This is a genomic window from Thermolongibacillus altinsuensis (genome assembly GCF_004341205.1).
Taxonomy (GTDB): Bacteria; Bacillota; Bacilli; order Bacillales; family Anoxybacillaceae; genus Thermolongibacillus; species Thermolongibacillus altinsuensis.
Window position 1 is genome coordinate 92,908 of sequence record NZ_SLUL01000008.1, and the last position, 19,054, is coordinate 111,961.

Sequence of the window (19,054 nt, forward strand, 5' to 3'; positions counted from 1 at the left end):
ATCGCTTCTTATAACAGAAGGGTCACCTTTGTTTAACAACCGTGCTTTCTTTATTCTACACGGTCGAAAAGAATCCTTCTTTTTTTCAAAAAATCTTGTCGAAAATTCCGATGCATCGTTACTTGACAATCAGCTATAAATAGTTTATTCGTCCTATCTTAAGTCTAAACCTATTTTATCACAATTTTTTATTATAATATAAAAAATTGAACTTGGCTATAGAAAAATAAATAGCACATCTCACCTTTTGCGATGTGCTACAACAATGAACGCTTACTTTCGTCGCTTTTCTATAATGTTCATAATGACATTGGCTGTTTCTTCCACTGCCTTATTTGTCACATCGATCACATCACAGCCAATTTTAGCTACAATTTCATCAAAATAGTTTAACTCCTCTTTAATGCGATCAATGTTGGCATAAATAGCTCCATCATCTAAACCAAGCGACTTCAAGCGTTCTCTCCGAATATGGTTAAGCTTTTCAGGGCTAATTTTTAAACCGAAACATTTTTTTGGAGAAACTTTAAACAGTTCTTCTGGCGGTTCAACTTCTGGAACAATTGGTACGTTAGCGACTTTAAAACGTTTATGTGCCAAATATTGCGAAAGCGGTGTTTTTGAAGTACGCGATACGCCGATTAACACAATATCGGCACGCAAAATTCCACGAGGGTCGCGACCGTCATCATATTTGACAGCGAACTCGATTGCTTCGATTTTTTTGAAATAGTCTTCATCAAGAACGCGAACAGGCCCCGGCTCGCAACGTGGCGTCATTCCAAATCGATCTTGCATTTTTTCAATAAGAGGACCGATGATATCATAAACTTCTACTCCTTCGCGGGCCGCTTCGGTCAAAAGAAACTCACGCATTTCTGGAACGACCAGCGTGAAGGCGATAATCGCTCGATTCATTTTGGCCAAAGCAACGACTTCGGCAAGCGTTTCTTTATCCTCTACATACGGGATGCGTTTAAACTGAATCGATGCAGCATTAAATTGGCTCGCTGCCGCCTTTACGACAAGCTCGGCCGTCTCTCCGACTGAATCGGATACGACGTACACTAAATGATTCATTTTATTCCCCCTCTAAAGCACATCTTCTTTTGCTAGTGCAACTAATACTTTCGTCATATTCGTTTTCGTAATTCGCCCCACCACTTCGTAGCCTTTGTCCGTTTTTTTCACAACGGGCATCGCATCAATTTGTTTTTCAATGAGCTTTTGTGCGACATCGATTAACAAATCATCTTTTTCACAAAATGTAATATTCGGCATTCTTGTCATAATGATATTAACAGGAATGGACGTTAATTCTTGTTTTCCAATACTTGCACGAAGCAAATCTTTGCGCGAAAGCACCCCGACGAGTAACGAATCATCATCAACAACAAACAAAGTACCAACATCTTCCAAAAACATCGTGACGATCGCATCATACACACTGACATTTTCATTAACGACAACAGGAATGGATTGATAATCGCTCACTTTAATTTTTTTTATTTTATCAGCTAACAGTTGTGAGCCTGTTTTTCCTGTATAAAAATAACCAACGCGCGGCCTTGCTTCTAAATAACCGGCCATCGTTAAAATCGCCAAATCCGGACGCAACGTTGCCCTCGTTAAATTTAACTTCTCAGCGATATGCTCTCCAGTAATCGGTCCGTGATCTTTGACGATTTGCAAAATTTGTTCTTGGCGTTTGTTCAGTTCGATTGTCGCTCACCACCTTCAAATAGGTTATACTTATAAGACAATAGTATATCTCAATTATGTATTTTGCAAACAAAAGTCGCAAGCGGACGAAGTGGTTTGTCCGCTTGTTTCATTGTGCTATTTCCATGTTTGCTTCAAAGAATCGATTTGTTGCAAAAACCGCTTCGTCTTCAACGTGAGTCCAGAGTATTCATCATAATATGCCGAGATGATTTGATTTAGTTCTCGTTTTGTTTCTTCCTTCACGTTGATTTTGCCGAGACGCGATAAATCAAAATAATAAAATAGACGAAGCAGCTTTAATGTGTGAACAGACATCGGCAGACGGTGTGGATCATGCTCGAAGCAACGATGGCAAAGAAATCCTCCTTCTTTTAAGGAAAAAGCAAACGTCCCTTCCGTACTTCCGCAAAGGGCACATCCATCCAATTTCGGATATAACCCTAGCACATTTAACATTTTCATTTCATAAATATACGTTAATATTTCGGCATCTAACCCTTCATTGATGTACGTTAATGTTTGTAGAAGAAGTTCAAACAAATACGGATCTGGACGTTTTTCTTCTACCGCTTTGTCCGTTAGTTCAACAATGTAAGAGGCATAAGCCGTTAAAAAAATATCTTCGCGAATGTTGCGCATCGTTGCAATCATTTCGCCTTGTTGTAAACTTCCTATTCCGCGGCTTTTTTGAATGAGAAAATATCCATATGTAAACAGCTGTGTGACAGCGGAAAGGCGGCTGTTTGGCTTTTTTGCCCCTCGAGCCATCACAGCCACCTTTCCCCACTGCCTTGTCAAAAGCGTCACAATTTTATTGGTTTCACCGTAATCGATCGTTCGAATCACAATTCCTTCACACTTTTCAAACATCGCCACATAACCTTCCGTTTAACAGCTTAAAAAACCGGATAATCCGCTTGTGTCAATGTCTGTTCTTCATCATCCAATTTCTCCTGCTTTTCCCGCTCCAACTCCTTAAAAAGGAGATACGTATCAATATTGCCTGTTTGGCTAAAAAGTTTCCAGGTGAAATCGAGCATCGAACCACACCTTTCCGCCGTAAAGGCATATGATTGAATCCATTATCTATGGTGAGTAAACCGCTCAAACTTATTTTACCCTCGTATACTCACAACGATGTTGCATAAAATTTAACAGCTCAATATTGATCTTCTCGATAACCGAGATCCCGAAGTTGCGATAACTTGTTGCGCCAATCTTTTTGAACCTTTACCCACAGTTCTAAAAACACTTTCGAACCTAAAAGAGCTTCAATATCCATTCGCGCGCGCTGACCAATTTCTTTCAACATTTGCCCGCGCTTACCAATAATAATTCCTTTTTGTGAATCACGCTCGACAATAATCGTCGCTGCCACATAGACCGTATCGCTGTTTTCGCGGCGCTCAATTGACTCAACGACGACAGCAACCGAATGCGGCACTTCTTCGCGCGTCAAGTGAAGCACTTTTTCACGAATTAATTCCGCAATAATAAATCGTTCTGGATGATCTGTCACTTGATCTGCTGGATAATATTGCGGTCCTTCTGGTAAATATTTTTTAATTTGCTCTAACAATGTTTCAACGTTGTTTCCTTGGAGAGCAGAGATCGGAACCACTTCTGCAAACGAGTGGCGTGAACGGTATTGGTCAATAAGCGGCAACAGATCATCTGGATGCACTTCGTCGATTTTATTGATGACTAGAAAAACAGGAGTATCCACCTGTTTCAAGCGCTCCATAATAAATTCATCGCCACGTCCAAGTCCTTCGACTGCATCGACCATAAATAAAATCAAATCAACCTCTTGAAGGGCGCTTTGAGCGACCTTCACCATAAAATCACCAAGCTTATGCTTTGGTTTATGAATACCTGGCGTATCAATAAAAATGATTTGTGTATCATCCGTTGTATAAACACCTTGAATTTTATTGCGCGTCGTTTGTGGTTTATCGCTCATGATCGCAATTTTTTGCCCAATGACTCGATTTAAAAACGTCGATTTTCCTACGTTCGGTCGTCCGATAATCGCTACAAATCCTGATTTATATCCTTCCTTAATCATGGAACCCTCCATCGATTGATTTATTTCGCTGTATTATTTATTTTATCAAAAAATGAACGCGATTTCATCATTATCACCAAAAATGTAAAGAATATTTAAAAAAATGAACAAGGTGCGGAATAAAAATAACGACTCCAATGATGATCGAAATGAAAGCAAAAAGGAAGACAGCTCCTGCTGCTATATCTTTCGCAGCTTTCGCAAGCGGATGATATTCATCAGTTGCTAAATCAACCACTCGCTCAATCGCTGTATTGATCATTTCTAAACTAAGCACAATTCCAATTGTGATGAGCAAAATGAGCCATTCGATTTTTGAGATTTTGAAAATGATGGCTGCTATGACAACGATCGCCGCCATCAGCACATGAATTCGCATATTTCGTTCCGCTTGAATGGCCGCTTTCACACCCGACCATGCGTGCGAAAAACTTTTGCGCAATCGCTCCCGTTTTCGCATCATTTCTCATCTTTTCAATCCATATTTTTGAAGAATTTCTTCTTGCTTCGCAAACATGACTTTCTCTTCTTCTTCCGTCTCATGATCGTAACCAAGCAAGTGTAAAAAGCCATGAACAGCTAAAAAACCAAGCTCTCGCATAAAGGAGTGCCCATACTCTTCTGCTTGCTGCCGCGCTTTCGGTACCGAAATAATGATATCGCCTAAAACAGGGGGCAAATCGACACCGACCACCTCAATTTCTCCTTCCCCCATTTCCTCAAGGGCAAACGAAATCACATCTGTCGGTTGATCTTTTCCGCGATAATCGCGATTAATTTCGCGAATTTTTTCGTTATCAACAAAGGTAATGCTCACTTCGGCACCGTCACGGACATTTTCTCCATCCGCTGCCGTATTTAACAATTGCTCAAGCAAGTCCATTTGCTCCTCTGTAATTTCGTTTGTTTCATCAATAAAGTCAATAATAAGACCCATTTTTTCATCTCCTTTTAATGTGATGAATATTCAATGAACGAATGAAAGTAACGCATAAAGCATAAATCATTGTTAGGACAAGTGCAAGCGACGGAGCCGCTCCCTTAAACAACATGCTTTCAATCATTAAAATGACAAATTTCGTAAATGATCATACCGATCGATCTAAAGCAAATTGAAGCACAAAAATGACCCATGCTATAAAGATGGGTCATTTTTTAAATTCCTGCATTTTCATATGCATCAATAATTTTTCCGACGAGCGGATGACGTACAACATCCGTTTGTTCTAGAAAAACGAATGAAATTCCGCTGACATTGACCAAAATTTCTTTGGCAACGGCTAAACCTGATTGAACTCCTTTCGGTAAGTCCACTTGTGAAATGTCCCCGGTAATGACCATTTTTGATCCAAAGCCGAGTCGCGTTAAAAACATTTTCATTTGAGATGGAGTTGTATTTTGCGCCTCATCCAAAATCACGAACGCATCATCTAATGTTCGTCCACGCATATAAGCGAGCGGAGCAATTTCAATGGTTCCGCGTTCAATTAAACGCTGTGTATGATCTTGTCCAAGCACATCGTGAAGCGCATCGTATAACGGTCTTAAATACGGATCGACTTTTTCTTTTAAATCTCCCGGCAAAAATCCCAGATTTTCTCCAGCTTCAACAGCTGGACGCGTTAAAATAATCCGTTTAATTTGTCCGTTCTTCAATGCTTGTACAGCCATCACAACCGCTAAATACGTTTTTCCTGTTCCAGCTGGTCCAATACCAAAAATCAAATCATGATTTTTAATCGCAGAAACGTACTGCCGTTGACCGAGCGTTTTGACGCGGATCGATTTACCTTTTGCATTTTTTGCAATTTCTTCATCATATAATTCCGGAAAGTAAGCAATCGTTCCGTTTTTTGCCATTTTAATCGCATAAAGCACATCTCGTTCTCCGATTGAAACTCCTTTGCGAATCACAGCTAATAAATGGCGAAAAAGCTCATCCACAAGTTGAACGTGTTGTTCGCTTCCTGAAACGCTCACGGACTCCCCGCGGGTCACAATTGATACGTTCAATTCTTGTTCGATTCGTTTTAAGTGAACATCGTGAATGCCAAAAAGAGCAATCGCTTCATTTAAGTTTTGGATGTGCTGATTGATCGTTACAAATTCCTGCGACATTCTTCAGTCTCCTTGAATAATTGGTTGTGGTGTAGCAATATTTTCAATGATTTGATAGTGCATTTCTATTTTTACTTTACCATTCTCTTTCGTTTGGTGCAAAACTTTTTCACCTTTAATAACAGCATCATCAGGAAGTTTCCTTTTTAGTTCTTTTCGCGCAGCCTCTTTTGCCGCACGAAACGCCTCTTCTACAGAATAATGGCGAACAACCTCTTCTTTTTCGCGCCATACAACCTTTTCATAAGACAACGGCAAGGTCCAATGAAGAAAACGAAAATGTCTTTGCGTCGTTTCTTTTTCATAGCTAGAGAAACCATTTTTATTTTTCCACCAAATTGGAATTTGCAGCTGACCGATTCGTAAATAATGCGTTTCTTTATAGTTTCCCGTCAATACATAAAATGTTGTTTGCAACGGAAGGACGACCGTAGACTTGTACCATGTTTCTCCTAAAATTTTGCCGCGCGCTGGCACGGTCTTCGTTTGACCTTCCTTACCGATAATTCCTGACACTAAAAGTTGGCCTCGAACAACGTGATCATGCACAGTGACGATCGGCTGTCCTTCTTCGACAAAGAGATGCGTAATGACCGCTTTCTTCTTTGCAACGAGATGTTGCGGAGATAATGGTTCAATACGTTTCGGTTCTTTTTTTTCAACGACTTGAAAATGAAGCGTCGTTCCTTGTTGTTCGACGCCGATCCACGTAATCGCTTCAATGTTATTGGTTAATTTTCGCTGAATCGTTTCAACATCATCAAGCTTAAATTGGAGAGCCCCACGTTCAATTCCCATTTTTTTCAGTTCTTGACGCAAACGATGCTCTGTTTCTGGCTTGGCACCATCAATTTGAATACTCCATATAACATTGGAAAGAAGAAAAATAATCATCAAAAAAGAGAGCGTTCCAAAGAGAATTCCGACATTTCGCCATGTTTTTTTCAACAAAAACGGAACGCCATTTTTTTCGATAAAATAAAGCTTACATTCAGATTTTCGCATAAGAACGCGCACTTTTTTCACATCGCTTAAAAGAATAAAAAATGAGGCAACGGTTGCTTCTTCCTTTTGAACATTCCAAATGTAAACACCATTGCGTATCAATGTATTGAGAAAACGTTCAACACCTTTTCCATGCACGCGAACACGAACGCTGCCCGACAAATAGTTTAACCATTGATTTTTCACGATCTCCCCCCTATTCGTTCAAATAAACAACTTGATCAATTTTTCCCTCAAGTAAAATTTCTTCAGGCAAAATCGTTTTAATGACAAATGCCTCCCCTTTGACAAGGAGTTGGCCTTGCTTTAATAAAAGCCGCAATTCATGATCTGTAAACACAAGCAATCCACGGTGATTCTCTATATAAATATGAATTTGTCCAATCATTGTGATTCTTGGAAGATCCATCAACACATCTGCGGGCAGTTCCATTTTGTTTGTCAACCAATTTCGCATTTTGCTTTTCCATCTTCTCATCATAAAAAAGAACCCCCTTTCATCTCATATGTATGAGTTGAAAGGGGATTGTAGCACTTTTTTTAAATCGCTAAAAACGATCGGAACGAAACGGCTTTTTCGCTCGAGGCGGTCCAATGATTTCGGAAAAAATAATTCCTTGAATGATCGCTTTTGAATGAACAGACACCTTCGGCTTTTCACTTTCCTTTGAGATGGGTACAGCTGCTTCTTTACTTTTTTCTTCGCGAACAAGTAAAGGCTCTACCTTTTCTTCTTCATGTTTGTCATTGATTTGAACTTGAATGGACGGCGATTGTTTTTCTTCTCTCGTTTTTTGATTGAATTGATTCATCCATTTAAATACGCTTGATATAAACGCAATCACAACAAATACTACAAATAGGTTGCTAAACACCCATTCCATTATCGCCATTTTTCAATCCTCACTTATGTTCATCTTCGTTTTGTTCTGTCAATTTTCCAATGGAGTTGCGCATATTTGTATCCGCCATAATATTTTTTAAGTTCATGTAATCCATCACACCAAGCTTGCCAGAACGAAGGGCTTCCGCCATCGCAAGCGGCACTTGCGCTTCAGCTTCGACAACCTTTGCACGCATTTCTTGAACGCGGGCCTTCATTTCTTGTTCAAGCGCGACCGCCATCGCACGGCGTTCTTCTGCTTTCGCTTGGGCAATCTTTTTGTCCGCCTCCGCTTGATCCGCTTGCAACACGGCACCGATGTTTTTACCGATGTCAATGTCGGCAATATCAATCGAAAGAATTTCAAACGCTGTTCCAGAGTCCAATCCTTTGGCTAATACCGTTTGCGAAATCATATCTGGGTTTTCAAGCACTTTTTTATGATCATTTTGCGAACCGATCGTGGAAACAATCCCTTCGCCGACACGAGCAATAATCGTTTCCTCACCTGCACCTCCGACTAAGCGATCAATGTTTGCGCGAACGGTGATTCTTGCTTTTGCTTTCACTTCAATTCCATCCATCGCCACTCCTGAAATGAACGGTGTTTCAATCACCTTCGGATTGACGCTCATTTGTACCGCTTCCAGTACATTTCGGCCCGCTAAGTCAATTGCTGCACAACGTTCAAACGAGAGCTCGATATTGGCGCGTTGAGCGGCAATGAGAGCATTCACAACGCGATCGACATTTCCTCCGGCTAAATAGTGGCTTTCCAATTGATTCGTGCTAACGTTTAATCCCGCTTTTACCGCTTTAATAAGCGGATTGATCACTCGTGACGGGATCACGCGGCGCAACCGCATGCCGATCAGCGTAAAAATGCTAATGCGCACACCGGAAGCGAGCGCAGAAATCCAGAGCATAACCGGAACAAATGAAAAGAAAATCGCAAGCAATACAAGTCCTAAACCAATGGCAATAATGAGTAAAATTTGATCAGGTGTCATTAGATTACCTCCTCATGTTCTATTGCTTTATTTCGCGAACGACAACTTTCAAGCCGTCTACTCGAACAACTTCAAGCGGACGGTTTCGTTCAATGTATTCTCCTTCTGTCACGACATCTACCCGTTCATTTTCAATCCATGCTGTTCCGGAAGGGCGCAACACCGTTAATGCATATCCTCTTTTGCCAACTAAATCGAAACGAACAGCATGAGAAACATATCCTTTTTCATTCGATTGTCTGTCAGTGAGAACGATTTTTTGAAATAAAACCATCCGTTTTTTAAACACTTTGTTAAGCAATAACATCGTAATCAAAGCACTCGCAATCGCAACAGCGAGAGAAAGAGTAATAAAAGGAGAATGTTTTGCTGTCAAAAAAATGCTAGCAACCAATGTGCCGAGTCCGACGAATCCGATAATTCCCCCCGGTACAAACAGCTCGATCGTTAATAAAATTAAGCCGATCGCAAATAAAATAAAAGCACCTATTCCCGTTAACCCTGCCGCTAAATGTGTGGAAAAGAATAGTAAAAAACAAAGAAAACTAATCGTCCCTTTCCAACTAAAGCGGGCATCATATAGTTGCCAAACAAATGTGACGCTTCCGACAATAAGCAAAAAAGCGACAACCCACGCATTCGTCAAGGCTATGATGAGTCCGTCCACACAAGAAAACCTCCTTTCTTGTTTTATTATTACGTAACACCGCTTGAAAAGTTTCGCAAAACAAAAAACACCTTACGAAGACGTAAGGTGTTTTAAGACAAATGTTGTTGCACTAACTTATTGACAAGGGAGCCGTCTGCCTTTCCTCTTACTTTCGGCATGATTGCACCCATCACTTTTCCCATATCAGCTTTAGAGGAAGCGCCTACTTCTGCAATCGTTTCTTTAACGATTTGCACAAGCTCTTCTTCGCTTAGCTGTTTTGGCATATACAATTCAATGACAGCGATTTCTGCTTTTACTTTATCGACAAGGTCTGAGCGACCAGCCTTTTCGAATTCTTGGAGGGAGTCTTTACGTTGCTTTAATTCTCGAGAAAGTACTGTTAACTCTTCATCTTCGGACAATTCTTTACCTAGCTTAATGGCCTCGTTTTGCAATGCGGACTTGACCATTCGAATGACCGAAAGTTTGTCTTTCTCTTTATTTTTCATCGCTTGCTTCATATCATTATTCAAACGTTCGAGAAGACTCATAAATACACCCTCTTTTAATATTTGCGCTTTCTAGCCGCTTCAGACTTTTTCTTGCGTCTTACGCTTGGCTTTTCATAGAATTCGCGCTTTCTTGCCTCTTGTAACGTACCTGTTTTAGAAACAGCACGTTTGAAGCGACGAAGAGCATCTTCAAGCGACTCGTTTTTACGAACGATCGTTTTTGACATCCTACTTCCCTCCCTCCGAGCAAAACCGCTAACAATTTCCTGTGCACATGTTAAACATGTACTTCCAAAGTATAATATAACCAGCGTTACAAGTCAACCGCTTTTTTTAATAGCTGGCCGTTCCTGTTTTTCCTTGAACAATGGCAACGCCAGAGCTTGTTCCGATTCGCGTAGCTCCCGCATCGATCATCGCCTGTGCTGTTTGCGCATCACGCACGCCACCAGATGCTTTCACACCGATTTCTGGGCCAACCGTTTTGCGCATCAACGCAACATCCTCAACAGTCGCTCCGCCTGTTGAAAAGCCTGTTGATGTTTTCACAAAATCCGCTCCAGCTTTGACCGCTAATTCGCATGCGCGCACTTTTTCTTCTTCTGTCAACAAGCATGTTTCAATAATCACTTTGACAAGCGCTTTTCCTTTTGCAGCTTCCACAACCGCACGAATGTCTTTTTCAACTAACTCATCATCTCCGCTTTTTAACGCGCCGATATTGATGACCATATCGACTTCTGTTGCACCGTTTTCAATCGCATTTTTCGTTTCAAATGCTTTCACTTCTGGTGTATTCGCTCCTAATGGAAACCCGATCACCGTACATACTTTCACATCGCTGCCTTTGAGCAGCTCAGCTGCTGTTGCCACCCATGTCGGATTCACGCAGACAGAAGCAAAGTTGTATTGTTTTGCTTCTTCGCAAAGCTTCACAATTTGTTCTTTTGTTGTCTCTGGTTTTAATAATGTGTGATCAATCATTTTTGCAATGTTATTCATACAAACATACTCCTTTCCGAAGAGGTCTGACATCTATCATCATACCATTTTTTTTGTGCATGTACACTATCTATTGTATACAAATGATGAAAAGAAAAAACTCGGTTGTTTCTCAACCGAGCTTTTTATGAACTTATTTTCATCTCGTCGACTGCGTCATCAAGAACGCGGACAAATTCTCCTTCATTGTATGGATAGCCCGCTTTTGTAATTTTTACTTTCACCAATTTTCCAACCATTTCTTCTGTTGCTGGGAATTTCACTTTTAAGTAGTTATCTGTATAACCGACATATAATCCGCTGTTTGGCTCTTCTTTATATGGCTCTTCCGGAATCACTTCAAGCACTTCCCCTTCAAATTGGGATGCATACTCTTTCGCTAATTGATCAGATAAGGCGATTAAGCGATGAACTCGCTCATTTTTTACCTCTTCAGCTACTTGATTTGGCATTCTTGCCGCTGGCGTACCTGTTCGTTTTGAATAAGGGAACACATGCAGTTCAGAGAAACGCTGTTCGCGAATAAAATTGTATGTTTCCATAAATTCTTCTTCTGTTTCTCCCGGGAAACCAACGATGACATCCGATGTTACCGCCAATTGCGGAAACACTTCTCGCAAACGCTGAAGACGTTCAGCAAAAAATTCGGTTGTATATTTACGACGCATTCGTTTCAGCACGCTATTCGAGCCAGACTGAAGCGGAATGTGTAAATGACGAACAATTTTATCCGAATTTCTTAACACCTCAATCACTTCATCCGTGATTTGACTTGCCTCAATGGAAGAAATGCGAAGACGCTTTAATCCAACTACTTGTTCGTCAATGTCGCGTAATAACATCGCAAAATTGTAATCTTTCATGTCTTCGCCATAACCGCCTGTATGAATGCCTGTCAAAACAATTTCTTTATAGCCTGCATCAACTAATTGTTGCGCTTGACGAATGACTTCTTTCGGATCGCGCGAACGCATAAGGCCACGCGCCCAAGGGATAATACAGAACGTGCAAAAGTTGTTGCAGCCTTCTTGAATCTTTAGTGATGCACGCGTACGATCGGTAAAAGCAGGCACATCTAATTCTTCGTATACACGGGTTTTCATAATGTTTCTTACACCGTTAATCGGCTGCCGTTGTTGTTTAAACTGTTCAATATACTCAAGAATTTTCCCACGATCTTGCGTTCCAATGACAATATCCACACCAGGAATCGCCATCACTTCGGCTGGAGATGTTTGCGCATAGCAACCTGTAACGCAAATGACCGCATCCGGATTTCGGCGAACGGCGCGTCGAATCACTTGACGGCTTTTTTTATCGCCTGTATTCGTGACGGTACATGTATTAATGACATAAACGTCCGCAATACTGTCAAAGTCTTTTCGTTCATATCCAGCTTGTTTAAATAGCTGCCAAATTGCTTCTGTCTCATAATGATTCACTTTGCATCCTAAAGTATGAAAAGCAACAGATGGCATGTTTCTCACCTCACTTAAATTCCAATTCATACGAAACAGCTGAAAGAAAATAAAGCGGAGCCGTTTCTGCTCGTAAAATACGCGGACCGAGACTGCAAGAAATAAAACCATTTTCTTTTAACATAGCCACTTCCTGCTCAGAAAAGCCTCCCTCAGGACCGAACACAGCGACAATGGACTGTCCACGTTGCAGTTGTCGCAATATGTTCTTTAATTGCTTCCGTTCTCCTCGCTTTGCTTCTTCTTCATACGCAATGATTTTATAGTCAACGTCGCGAGACCATTCAATCAATTGTTCGATCGAAAGAGGAGAAAAAATCGATGGGATGCGCGTGCGATGCGATTGTTCCGCCGCTTCCTTCGCAATTTTTTGCCATCGCTCGATCTTTTTGTCACCTTTTTTCTCATCCCACTTTACAACAGAACGTGCCGCTTTCAATGGAATGAACGAAAATGCACCAAGTTCCGTTCCTTTTTGGATGACAAGTTCAAATTTGTCTCCTTTCAATAACCCGTTTGCGATATACACATGGGCAGGAAGCTCAACATCAACTTGAATCCATTCTATAATACGACAACGAACAAAATCATTGGAAATTTCTTCTATTTTACAGAGAGCGGTTTGTCCATCTTCGTTACAACAAAGAAGACGATCGCCGGTGTTCATTCTCATCACACGCGCAATGTGATGAACATCATCGCCGCGAATATCAAGGCGATCGCCATAAATCTGCTCATTTGAAATAAAATACTGCTGCAAACGAACACCCTCTTTTATCCTTTTCTTGCGATGAAGGCAACCCAGTCTTCCATCGTTAACGTCTCCTCAATCGTAAAGCCGGCACGAATTAATCCTTCTTTTACTTCTTGTTTTTTCGTCTGGATAATTCCAGACGTAATGAATAAGCCTCCGCTGTTTAAAAGGCGATAAGCATCATCAACAAAACGCAGAATAATTTCCGCCAAAATGTTGGCAACAATAATATCGGCAGACCCTTCAATACGATCAAGTAAATTATTTTGCGATACAGTCACAATATGCTGCACTTTATTTAATTTCACATTCAACTTCGCGCTGTCTACCGCAATCGGATCTAAATCAAGCGCTCTTACTTCTTTTGCCCCAAGCATCGCTGCAGCAATGCTTAAAATGCCTGAACCCGTACCAACATCAATGACCGTATCACCTTTTTTCACCGTTTTTTCTAGCGCTTGAATGCACATCACCGTCGTCGGGTGCGTACCTGTCCCAAACGCCATACCAGGATCCAATTCAATGATTAATTCATCGCTCGAAACAGGTTCGTACGTTTCCCAAGTTGGAACGATCGTAAACTTTTCAGAAACTTTGACCGGATTATAATATTTTTTCCAAGCGGTTGCCCATTCTTCTTCGTTTACTTCGCTAATCGTGATCGAATTTTTCCCTAAGTCAATATCGTACAACATTAAATTGTTAATCGCTTGCTTAATTTCTTCAATCGTTTCTCCTAAAAAACTATTCACTGGAAAGTACGCTTTAATGATGACGCCTTCTTCGGGGTAATCATCAGGATTGAGTTGGTAGATTTCCCCGTAGGAAGTATCATGCTCCTTTATAAGATCAAATGGATCTTCAATGACAACCCCGCCGGCACCCGCTTCATGCAAAATATTTGAAATTGCCTCAATCGCTTCGTGTGTCGTATGAATACTGATTTCCGTCCATTTCATCATCTACCAACTCCATTCCTAAGATTACTCTCCTTTAAACGCTCTTTTTACTTTTGAAAAAAAGCTATCTTCATGCTGATGTCCTTGACTTATCTGCTCAAATTCACGCAGCAATTGTTTTTGTCTTTCGGTTAATTTCGTAGGCGTAACAACACGAACGCGAATATGCTGATCGCCTTGTCCGTAGCCGCGCACATTCGGCACTCCTTTTCCTTTTAAACGGAATTTTGTTCCTGTTTGCGTACCAGCTGGAATTTTTAATTTTACTTTTCCATACAGCGTTGGCACTTCAATCTCGCCACCTAACGCTGCTTGTGTAAATGTGATTGGCATTTCGCAATAAATATCGTCGCCATCTCGTTCAAAAAACTCGTGCGGCTCAACATGGAACACAATATATAAATCGCCTGGAGGACCTCCGTTGATACCCGGTTCACCTTGACCAGCGAGGCGCAATTGTTGTCCATCATCAACACCTGCTGGAATCTTCACATGGATCTTCTTCCGCTTCTTCACGCGGCCAGTTCCGCGACATGTTGCACATTTTTCTTTAATAAATTGCCCTGTCCCACCGCAATAATGGCAAGTTCGGCTGTTAACAATTCGCCCAAACGGTGTGGCTTGTTCGACTGTGATTTGCCCTGTGCCGTGGCAATGTGCACACGTTTCTTTTCGCGTTCCTGGTTTTGCACCTGAACCGTGACAAGTACCACAAGTTTCCTCACGAGGAATTTCAATCTCTGTCTCTTTTCCAAAAACAGCTTCTTCAAACGTTAATCGCATCGTATACTGCAAGTCTGCTCCTGCGCGCGGAGCGTTTGGATTCCGACGGCGACTGCCGCCAAAAAAGCTGTTGAAAATATCTTCAAAACCGCCGAAGCCGCCGAAATCAAAATCAACATTGCTTCCAAATCCGCCGAAGTTTTGGTTTGGATCGGTATGTCCGAATTGATCATAATGCGCCCGTTTTTGATCATCGATCAACACTTCATACGCTTCTTTAATCTCTTTAAATTTTTCGGCCGCATCGGGTTCTTTATTCACGTCTGGATGATACTTTTTCGATAGCTTTCGATATGCCTTCTTGATTTCATCTTTTGTGGCATTTCTGCTGACACCGAGAACTTCATAGTAATCTCGTTTGCTCATGATCACCCACTCCCGATTCACTCACATGAACGTAATTTTATCATTGTCTTATCTTTTCATGCAATATATTTAATGTTCGTCATAGCAAAAAAGTCAAAGCCAAGACAGGCCTGACTTTGACTTTTTCGACTTCTTTTACTTATCGTCTTTTACTTCTTCGAATTCCGCATCAACAACGTTGTCATCTTTTTTCGTCGCGCCGTCTGTTTGTGCGCTTTGCTGTGCTTGCGCTTGTTTTGCCGCTTGTTCATACAGCTTGACAGAGAGCTGTTGAACGATTTCTTGAAGCGCATTTTTCTTCGCGCGAATTTCTTCGATATCCTTTTTCTCTAAAGCGGCTTTCAATGCATCTTTCGCTTCTTGCGCTTTTTTCAGTTCTGCTTCGTCTACTTTGCCTTCAAATTCTTTCAATGTTTTTTCTGTCGTAAAGACGAGATGGTCTGCTTCGTTGCGAAGTTCCGCTTCTTCTTTACGCTTGCGGTCTGCTTCAGCATTTTCTTCCGCTTCTTTAATCATGCGTTGAATTTCCTCTTCAGAAAGGCCTGAAGAAGATTTAATTGTAATGGATTGTTCTTTATTTGTTCCTAAATCTTTCGCGCGAACATGAACGATTCCGTTTGCGTCAATATCGAACGTTACTTCAATTTGCGGTACGCCGCGTGGAGCAGGAGGAATATCCGTCAATTGGAAACGACCGAGCGTTTTGTTATCGGCTGCCATCGGACGTTCCCCTTGCAAGACATGAATTTCAACCGATGTTTGGTTATCGGCAGCTGTTGTGAAAATTTGTGATTTGCTTGTTGGAATGGTCGTATTGCGCTCAATCAATTTTGTAAAGACGCCACCCATCGTTTCGATACCGAGAGAAAGCGGTGTTACGTCAAGAAGAACAACGTCTTTCACATCACCCGCAATGACGCCGCCTTGGATCGCAGCACCGATCGCTACAACTTCATCTGGGTTAACCCCTTTATGCGGCTCTTTACCGATTTCTCTCTTAATTGCTTCTTGTACAGCAGGAATGCGTGTTGAACCACCGACAAGAATGACTTTATCGATATCAGCTGGCGTTAATCCGGCATCTTTCAACGCTTGACGCACAGGTCCCATTGTACGTTCAACAAGATGGGCAGATAATTCTTCAAATTTTGCACGTGTCAACGTCATTTCTAAATGAAGCGGACCGTTTTCGTTCGCGCTGATAAACGGCAAGGAAATTTGTGTTTGCATTACGCCGGAAAGTTCTTTTTTCGCTTTTTCCGCAGCATCTTTTAAGCGCTGTAATGCCATTTTATCTTTCGTTAAGTCGATGCCGTGTTCTTTTTTGAACTCTTCTACTAAATAGTCAATGATTACTTGGTCAAAGTCGTCACCGCCGAGATGGTTATCTCCAGCTGTTGCTTTTACTTCGAATACACCGTCTCCCAATTCAAGAATCGATACGTCAAACGTACCGCCACCAAGGTCATAAACGAGAATCGTTTGATCTTCTTCCATTTTGTCCAAACCATAAGCCAATGCAGCAGCTGTCGGCTCGTTGATGATGCGTTTAACATCTAATCCTGCGATGCGGCCAGCGTCTTTTGTCGCTTGACGTTGTGCATCGTTAAAGTAAGCAGGAACAGTAATAACCGCTTCTGTAACTGGTTCTCCTAAATATTCTTCTGCATAAGATTTTAAATATTGTAAAATCATTGCTGAGATTTCTTGCGGTGTATATTTCTTTCCTTCAATTTCAACTTTGTAATCCGTACCCATGTGACGTTTAATAGAAATGATTGTATTAGGGTTTGTAATAGCTTGGCGTTTAGCAACTTCCCCTATTAGACGCTCACCGTTTTTGAACGCAACAACAGAAGGAGTTGTACGGTTTCCTTCTGGGTTCGGAATAACTTTTGGTTCACCGCCTTCTAAAACGGCTACGCAAGAGTTTGTTGTACCTAAGTCAATACCGATAATTTTGCCCATTCATAATCCCTCCCGTACTTTATTGATTTACTTTGACCATTGATGGACGAATCACACGGTCTTTTAGTTTATATCCTTTTTGAAGTTCTTCAACGACCGTATTCGGTTCATAGTTGCTGTCTTCTACTTGCATAACTGCTTGATGAACATGTGGATCAAACGGTTTTCCAACCGCTTCGATCACTTCGACCCCTTCTTTTTTCAGAGCTTCCATAAGGGATCGATAAACCATTTCCATTCCTTGTAAAAGAGATTTTGCTTTTTCATCTTCTACTTCTATCTTCAACGCGCGCTCAAAATTATCTAAAGCTGGTAAAATATCAGTTACTAAACTTTGCGCACGATATTTCTCCGCTGCCTCCAATTCTAAACGCATGCGCCGACGGAAATTTTCAAAATCGGCATGCAAACGCAATAAACGGTTTTCCGTTTCAGCCAATTTTCCTTCTAATTCAGCGATTTTTTCGTAAGCAGCTGTCAATTCATCTTTCTCATTTTCTGCTTTTTCAGCCTCTTCTGCTTTCTCTTCTTGCTTCATTGTTTCTGCTTGATTTTCTTCTGAAACGATTTCTTCAGTTTTTGTTTCAGTTGGTTGTGCATATGTATTTTGTTCTTTTTCTTTCTCCATTGTTTCTCACCTCCCTTAAAAGCCTTAAAATTGGATGGGGATGCATAGGATGCATACCCCATCCATCATTAACATAATATTGACACTGCTAATACTTTTGATACCATTGGGTCAAGACGTTTGATAAATCAGAGGCGACCCGATTTAAAATGGAAATCACGCGTGAATATTCCATTCGTGTCGGACCGAGAACGGCAATCGTTCCTAGTTTTTCATCGCCAACCGAGTATGTGGCTGTAATTAAGCTACAATCTTCCATTCCTTTTACTTCGTTTTCTTTCCCGATTTTCACTTGAATTCCCTGCTGTTGGTGTTTGCGCAACAAACGGTAAAATTCTTTTTCTTGTTCGATAATGTTCATAAGAGAACGTACTTTTTCAATATCGCTAAACTCTGGTTGACGAAGCATGTTCATCTTTCCGCCGAAAAACATTTGGGCGGGAGCGTTTAAATCTAAATCTAAAGAAGCAGAAATCGTTTTTAAAATGCTATCGTAGCTTTGAATGTGCGCACGAAGCACATCGGCTACTTCCGTATATATTTTTTCATTGAGATCAATCAACGGAACGCCAATTAGACGTTCATTTAAAATGTTAACCATTTTTTCCAAATCTGATGGATGAATCGTCGGTGGAATTGTAATCACATGTTTTTCAACATGCCCTGTATCTGTAACGATAATAGCGACTGCCGTCTCTTTATTCAAAGGAACGATTTGAATCGTTTTCAGCTTATGATCCTTGACAGAAGGACCTAAAACAACCGTCGTATAGTTTGTTAAATCCGATAAAATTTGCGCTGATTTTTGAACAATTTTTTCAAGTTCATATATTTGCTCGTTAAAGATGGATTGAATCTTCGCTAAATCTTCTTTCGTTAAACGGACAGGCGGCAATAAATGGTCAACATAGTAACGATACCCTTTTTGCGATGGAACTCGCCCTGAGGAAATATGCGTTTTTTCAATATATCCCAACTCTTCTAAATCAGCCATTTCATTACGAATGGTCGCAGAGCTAAACGCAATTTTATCCTTTTTTGATAACGTTCTTGAGCCAACTGGCTGAGCGGATCGAATAAAATCATCAATAATCACTTGTAAAATTAATAGTTGGCGATCTGTTAGCAAAGCTCATCACCTCT

At 41.0% G+C, this 19,054-nt stretch carries 23 protein-coding genes; all 23 read right to left on the reverse strand.

Annotated features, from left to right (window positions below; all coding sequences use genetic code 11):
• Positions 1 to 273 precede the first annotated feature (273 nt).
• Positions 274 to 1,080, reverse strand: a complete 807-nt coding sequence (locus EDD69_RS09095) for a pyruvate, water dikinase regulatory protein (RefSeq protein ID WP_132948648.1) — start codon at positions 1,078 to 1,080, stop codon at positions 274 to 276.
• A 12-nt stretch (positions 1,081 to 1,092) separates the two neighbouring features.
• Positions 1,093 to 1,722 carry a transcriptional regulator CcpN gene (ccpN, locus tag EDD69_RS09100; RefSeq protein WP_424565349.1) on the reverse strand — a complete coding sequence of 210 codons (630 nt, stop codon included), beginning with the start codon at positions 1,720 to 1,722 and terminating at the stop codon, positions 1,093 to 1,095.
• Positions 1,723 to 1,839: 117 nt separating this feature from the next.
• Positions 1,840 to 2,595 carry a DNA repair protein RecO gene (gene recO / locus EDD69_RS09105; protein WP_132948650.1) on the reverse strand — a complete coding sequence of 252 codons (756 nt, stop codon included), beginning with the start codon at positions 2,593 to 2,595 and terminating at the stop codon, positions 1,840 to 1,842.
• Positions 2,596 to 2,621: 26 nt separating this feature from the next.
• On the reverse strand, positions 2,622 to 2,765 hold the full coding sequence (locus EDD69_RS09110) for a YqzL family protein (protein WP_132948651.1): 144 nt from the start codon (positions 2,763 to 2,765) through the stop codon (positions 2,622 to 2,624).
• Positions 2,766 to 2,884: 119 nt separating this feature from the next.
• The gene (gene era, locus EDD69_RS09115) at positions 2,885 to 3,793 is read right to left on the reverse strand and encodes a GTPase Era (RefSeq protein WP_132948652.1); all 909 of its coding nucleotides are present in this window, start codon (positions 3,791 to 3,793) and stop codon (positions 2,885 to 2,887) included.
• A 73-nt stretch (positions 3,794 to 3,866) separates the two neighbouring features.
• Positions 3,867 to 4,253: a diacylglycerol kinase family protein gene (locus EDD69_RS09120; RefSeq protein WP_424565348.1), complete on the reverse strand. Its 387-nt coding sequence runs from the start codon at positions 4,251 to 4,253 to the stop codon at positions 3,867 to 3,869.
• 6 nt (positions 4,254 to 4,259) lie between these two features.
• The gene (gene ybeY, locus EDD69_RS09125; protein WP_132948654.1) at positions 4,260 to 4,730 is read right to left on the reverse strand and encodes an rRNA maturation RNase YbeY; all 471 of its coding nucleotides are present in this window, start codon (positions 4,728 to 4,730) and stop codon (positions 4,260 to 4,262) included.
• A gap of 218 nt (positions 4,731 to 4,948) precedes the next feature.
• Positions 4,949 to 5,911 (reverse strand): PhoH family protein, encoded by a 963-nt coding sequence (locus EDD69_RS09130; protein ID WP_132948655.1) that lies wholly within the window; start codon positions 5,909 to 5,911, stop codon positions 4,949 to 4,951.
• 3 nt (positions 5,912 to 5,914) lie between these two features.
• Positions 5,915 to 7,102: a sporulation protein YqfD gene (gene yqfD / locus EDD69_RS09135; RefSeq protein WP_132948656.1), complete on the reverse strand. Its 1,188-nt coding sequence runs from the start codon at positions 7,100 to 7,102 to the stop codon at positions 5,915 to 5,917.
• A 10-nt stretch (positions 7,103 to 7,112) separates the two neighbouring features.
• On the reverse strand, positions 7,113 to 7,397 hold the full coding sequence (gene yqfC, locus EDD69_RS09140; RefSeq protein ID WP_132948657.1) for a sporulation protein YqfC: 285 nt from the start codon (positions 7,395 to 7,397) through the stop codon (positions 7,113 to 7,115).
• A 67-nt stretch (positions 7,398 to 7,464) separates the two neighbouring features.
• Positions 7,465 to 7,809, reverse strand: coding sequence for a hypothetical protein (locus tag EDD69_RS09145; RefSeq protein WP_132948658.1), 345 nt, complete (start codon positions 7,807 to 7,809; stop codon positions 7,465 to 7,467).
• Positions 7,810 to 7,819: 10 nt separating this feature from the next.
• Positions 7,820 to 8,809 (reverse strand): flotillin-like protein FloA, encoded by a 990-nt coding sequence (gene floA, locus EDD69_RS09150; protein ID WP_132948659.1) that lies wholly within the window; start codon positions 8,807 to 8,809, stop codon positions 7,820 to 7,822.
• 19 nt (positions 8,810 to 8,828) lie between these two features.
• Positions 8,829 to 9,476: an NfeD family protein gene (locus EDD69_RS09155; protein WP_132948660.1), complete on the reverse strand. Its 648-nt coding sequence runs from the start codon at positions 9,474 to 9,476 to the stop codon at positions 8,829 to 8,831.
• Positions 9,477 to 9,568: 92 nt separating this feature from the next.
• Positions 9,569 to 10,012, reverse strand: a complete 444-nt coding sequence (locus EDD69_RS09160) for a GatB/YqeY domain-containing protein (protein WP_132948661.1) — start codon at positions 10,010 to 10,012, stop codon at positions 9,569 to 9,571.
• Between the two features lie 14 nt (positions 10,013 to 10,026).
• The gene (gene rpsU, locus EDD69_RS09165) at positions 10,027 to 10,200 is read right to left on the reverse strand and encodes a 30S ribosomal protein S21 (protein WP_003393897.1); all 174 of its coding nucleotides are present in this window, start codon (positions 10,198 to 10,200) and stop codon (positions 10,027 to 10,029) included.
• Between the two features lie 106 nt (positions 10,201 to 10,306).
• Positions 10,307 to 10,975 (reverse strand): deoxyribose-phosphate aldolase, encoded by a 669-nt coding sequence (deoC, locus tag EDD69_RS09170; protein ID WP_132948662.1) that lies wholly within the window; start codon positions 10,973 to 10,975, stop codon positions 10,307 to 10,309.
• Positions 10,976 to 11,100: 125 nt separating this feature from the next.
• Positions 11,101 to 12,453 carry a tRNA (N(6)-L-threonylcarbamoyladenosine(37)-C(2))-methylthiotransferase MtaB gene (gene mtaB, locus EDD69_RS09175; RefSeq protein ID WP_132948663.1) on the reverse strand — a complete coding sequence of 451 codons (1,353 nt, stop codon included), beginning with the start codon at positions 12,451 to 12,453 and terminating at the stop codon, positions 11,101 to 11,103.
• A 10-nt stretch (positions 12,454 to 12,463) separates the two neighbouring features.
• Positions 12,464 to 13,213: a 16S rRNA (uracil(1498)-N(3))-methyltransferase gene (locus tag EDD69_RS09180; RefSeq protein WP_132948664.1), complete on the reverse strand. Its 750-nt coding sequence runs from the start codon at positions 13,211 to 13,213 to the stop codon at positions 12,464 to 12,466.
• 14 nt (positions 13,214 to 13,227) lie between these two features.
• Positions 13,228 to 14,166 (reverse strand): 50S ribosomal protein L11 methyltransferase, encoded by a 939-nt coding sequence (prmA, locus tag EDD69_RS09185; protein WP_132948703.1) that lies wholly within the window; start codon positions 14,164 to 14,166, stop codon positions 13,228 to 13,230.
• Between the two features lie 24 nt (positions 14,167 to 14,190).
• Complete coding sequence (gene dnaJ / locus EDD69_RS09190; protein ID WP_132948665.1) at positions 14,191 to 15,315, reverse strand: molecular chaperone DnaJ; 1,125 nt, start codon at positions 15,313 to 15,315, stop codon at positions 14,191 to 14,193.
• Between the two features lie 135 nt (positions 15,316 to 15,450).
• On the reverse strand, positions 15,451 to 17,283 hold the full coding sequence (gene dnaK, locus EDD69_RS09195; RefSeq protein ID WP_132948666.1) for a molecular chaperone DnaK: 1,833 nt from the start codon (positions 17,281 to 17,283) through the stop codon (positions 15,451 to 15,453).
• A 19-nt stretch (positions 17,284 to 17,302) separates the two neighbouring features.
• On the reverse strand, positions 17,303 to 17,911 hold the full coding sequence (gene grpE / locus EDD69_RS09200) for a nucleotide exchange factor GrpE (protein ID WP_132948667.1): 609 nt from the start codon (positions 17,909 to 17,911) through the stop codon (positions 17,303 to 17,305).
• An 88-nt stretch (positions 17,912 to 17,999) separates the two neighbouring features.
• Positions 18,000 to 19,040 carry a heat-inducible transcriptional repressor HrcA gene (gene hrcA / locus EDD69_RS09205; protein ID WP_132948668.1) on the reverse strand — a complete coding sequence of 347 codons (1,041 nt, stop codon included), beginning with the start codon at positions 19,038 to 19,040 and terminating at the stop codon, positions 18,000 to 18,002.
• Positions 19,041 to 19,054 lie beyond the last annotated feature (14 nt).

What these genes read in the sequence shown, in the direction of transcription:
- rpsU (WP_003393897.1), bottom strand. Translation starts at nt 10,200, where the DNA reads ATGTCAAAAACGATCGTTCGTAAAAACGAGTCGCTTGAAGATGCTCTT.
- dnaK (WP_132948666.1), bottom strand. Translation starts at nt 17,283, where the DNA reads ATGGGCAAAATTATCGGTATTGACTTAGGTACAACAAACTCTTGCGTA.
- mtaB (WP_132948663.1), bottom strand. Translation starts at nt 12,453, where the DNA reads ATGCCATCTGTTGCTTTTCATACTTTAGGATGCAAAGTGAATCATTAT.
- prmA (WP_132948703.1), bottom strand. Translation starts at nt 14,166, where the DNA reads ATGAAATGGACGGAAATCAGTATTCATACGACACACGAAGCGATTGAG.
- deoC (WP_132948662.1), bottom strand. Translation starts at nt 10,975, where the DNA reads ATGAATAACATTGCAAAAATGATTGATCACACATTATTAAAACCAGAG.
- EDD69_RS09130 (WP_132948655.1), bottom strand. Translation starts at nt 5,911, where the DNA reads ATGTCGCAGGAATTTGTAACGATCAATCAGCACATCCAAAACTTAAAT.
- ybeY (WP_132948654.1), bottom strand. Translation starts at nt 4,730, where the DNA reads ATGGGTCTTATTATTGACTTTATTGATGAAACAAACGAAATTACAGAG.
- EDD69_RS09095 (WP_132948648.1), bottom strand. Translation starts at nt 1,080, where the DNA reads ATGAATCATTTAGTGTACGTCGTATCCGATTCAGTCGGAGAGACGGCC.
- grpE (WP_132948667.1), bottom strand. Translation starts at nt 17,911, where the DNA reads ATGGAGAAAGAAAAAGAACAAAATACATATGCACAACCAACTGAAACA.
- EDD69_RS09120 (WP_424565348.1), bottom strand. Translation starts at nt 4,253, where the DNA reads ATGCGAAAACGGGAGCGATTGCGCAAAAGTTTTTCGCACGCATGGTCG.
- recO (WP_132948650.1), bottom strand. Translation starts at nt 2,595, where the DNA reads ATGTTTGAAAAGTGTGAAGGAATTGTGATTCGAACGATCGATTACGGT.
- EDD69_RS09110 (WP_132948651.1), bottom strand. Translation starts at nt 2,765, where the DNA reads ATGCTCGATTTCACCTGGAAACTTTTTAGCCAAACAGGCAATATTGAT.
- floA (WP_132948659.1), bottom strand. Translation starts at nt 8,809, where the DNA reads ATGACACCTGATCAAATTTTACTCATTATTGCCATTGGTTTAGGACTT.
- EDD69_RS09145 (WP_132948658.1), bottom strand. Translation starts at nt 7,809, where the DNA reads ATGGCGATAATGGAATGGGTGTTTAGCAACCTATTTGTAGTATTTGTT.
- era (WP_132948652.1), bottom strand. Translation starts at nt 3,793, where the DNA reads ATGATTAAGGAAGGATATAAATCAGGATTTGTAGCGATTATCGGACGA.
- EDD69_RS09160 (WP_132948661.1), bottom strand. Translation starts at nt 10,012, where the DNA reads ATGAGTCTTCTCGAACGTTTGAATAATGATATGAAGCAAGCGATGAAA.
- dnaJ (WP_132948665.1), bottom strand. Translation starts at nt 15,315, where the DNA reads ATGAGCAAACGAGATTACTATGAAGTTCTCGGTGTCAGCAGAAATGCC.
- yqfC (WP_132948657.1), bottom strand. Translation starts at nt 7,397, where the DNA reads ATGATGAGAAGATGGAAAAGCAAAATGCGAAATTGGTTGACAAACAAA.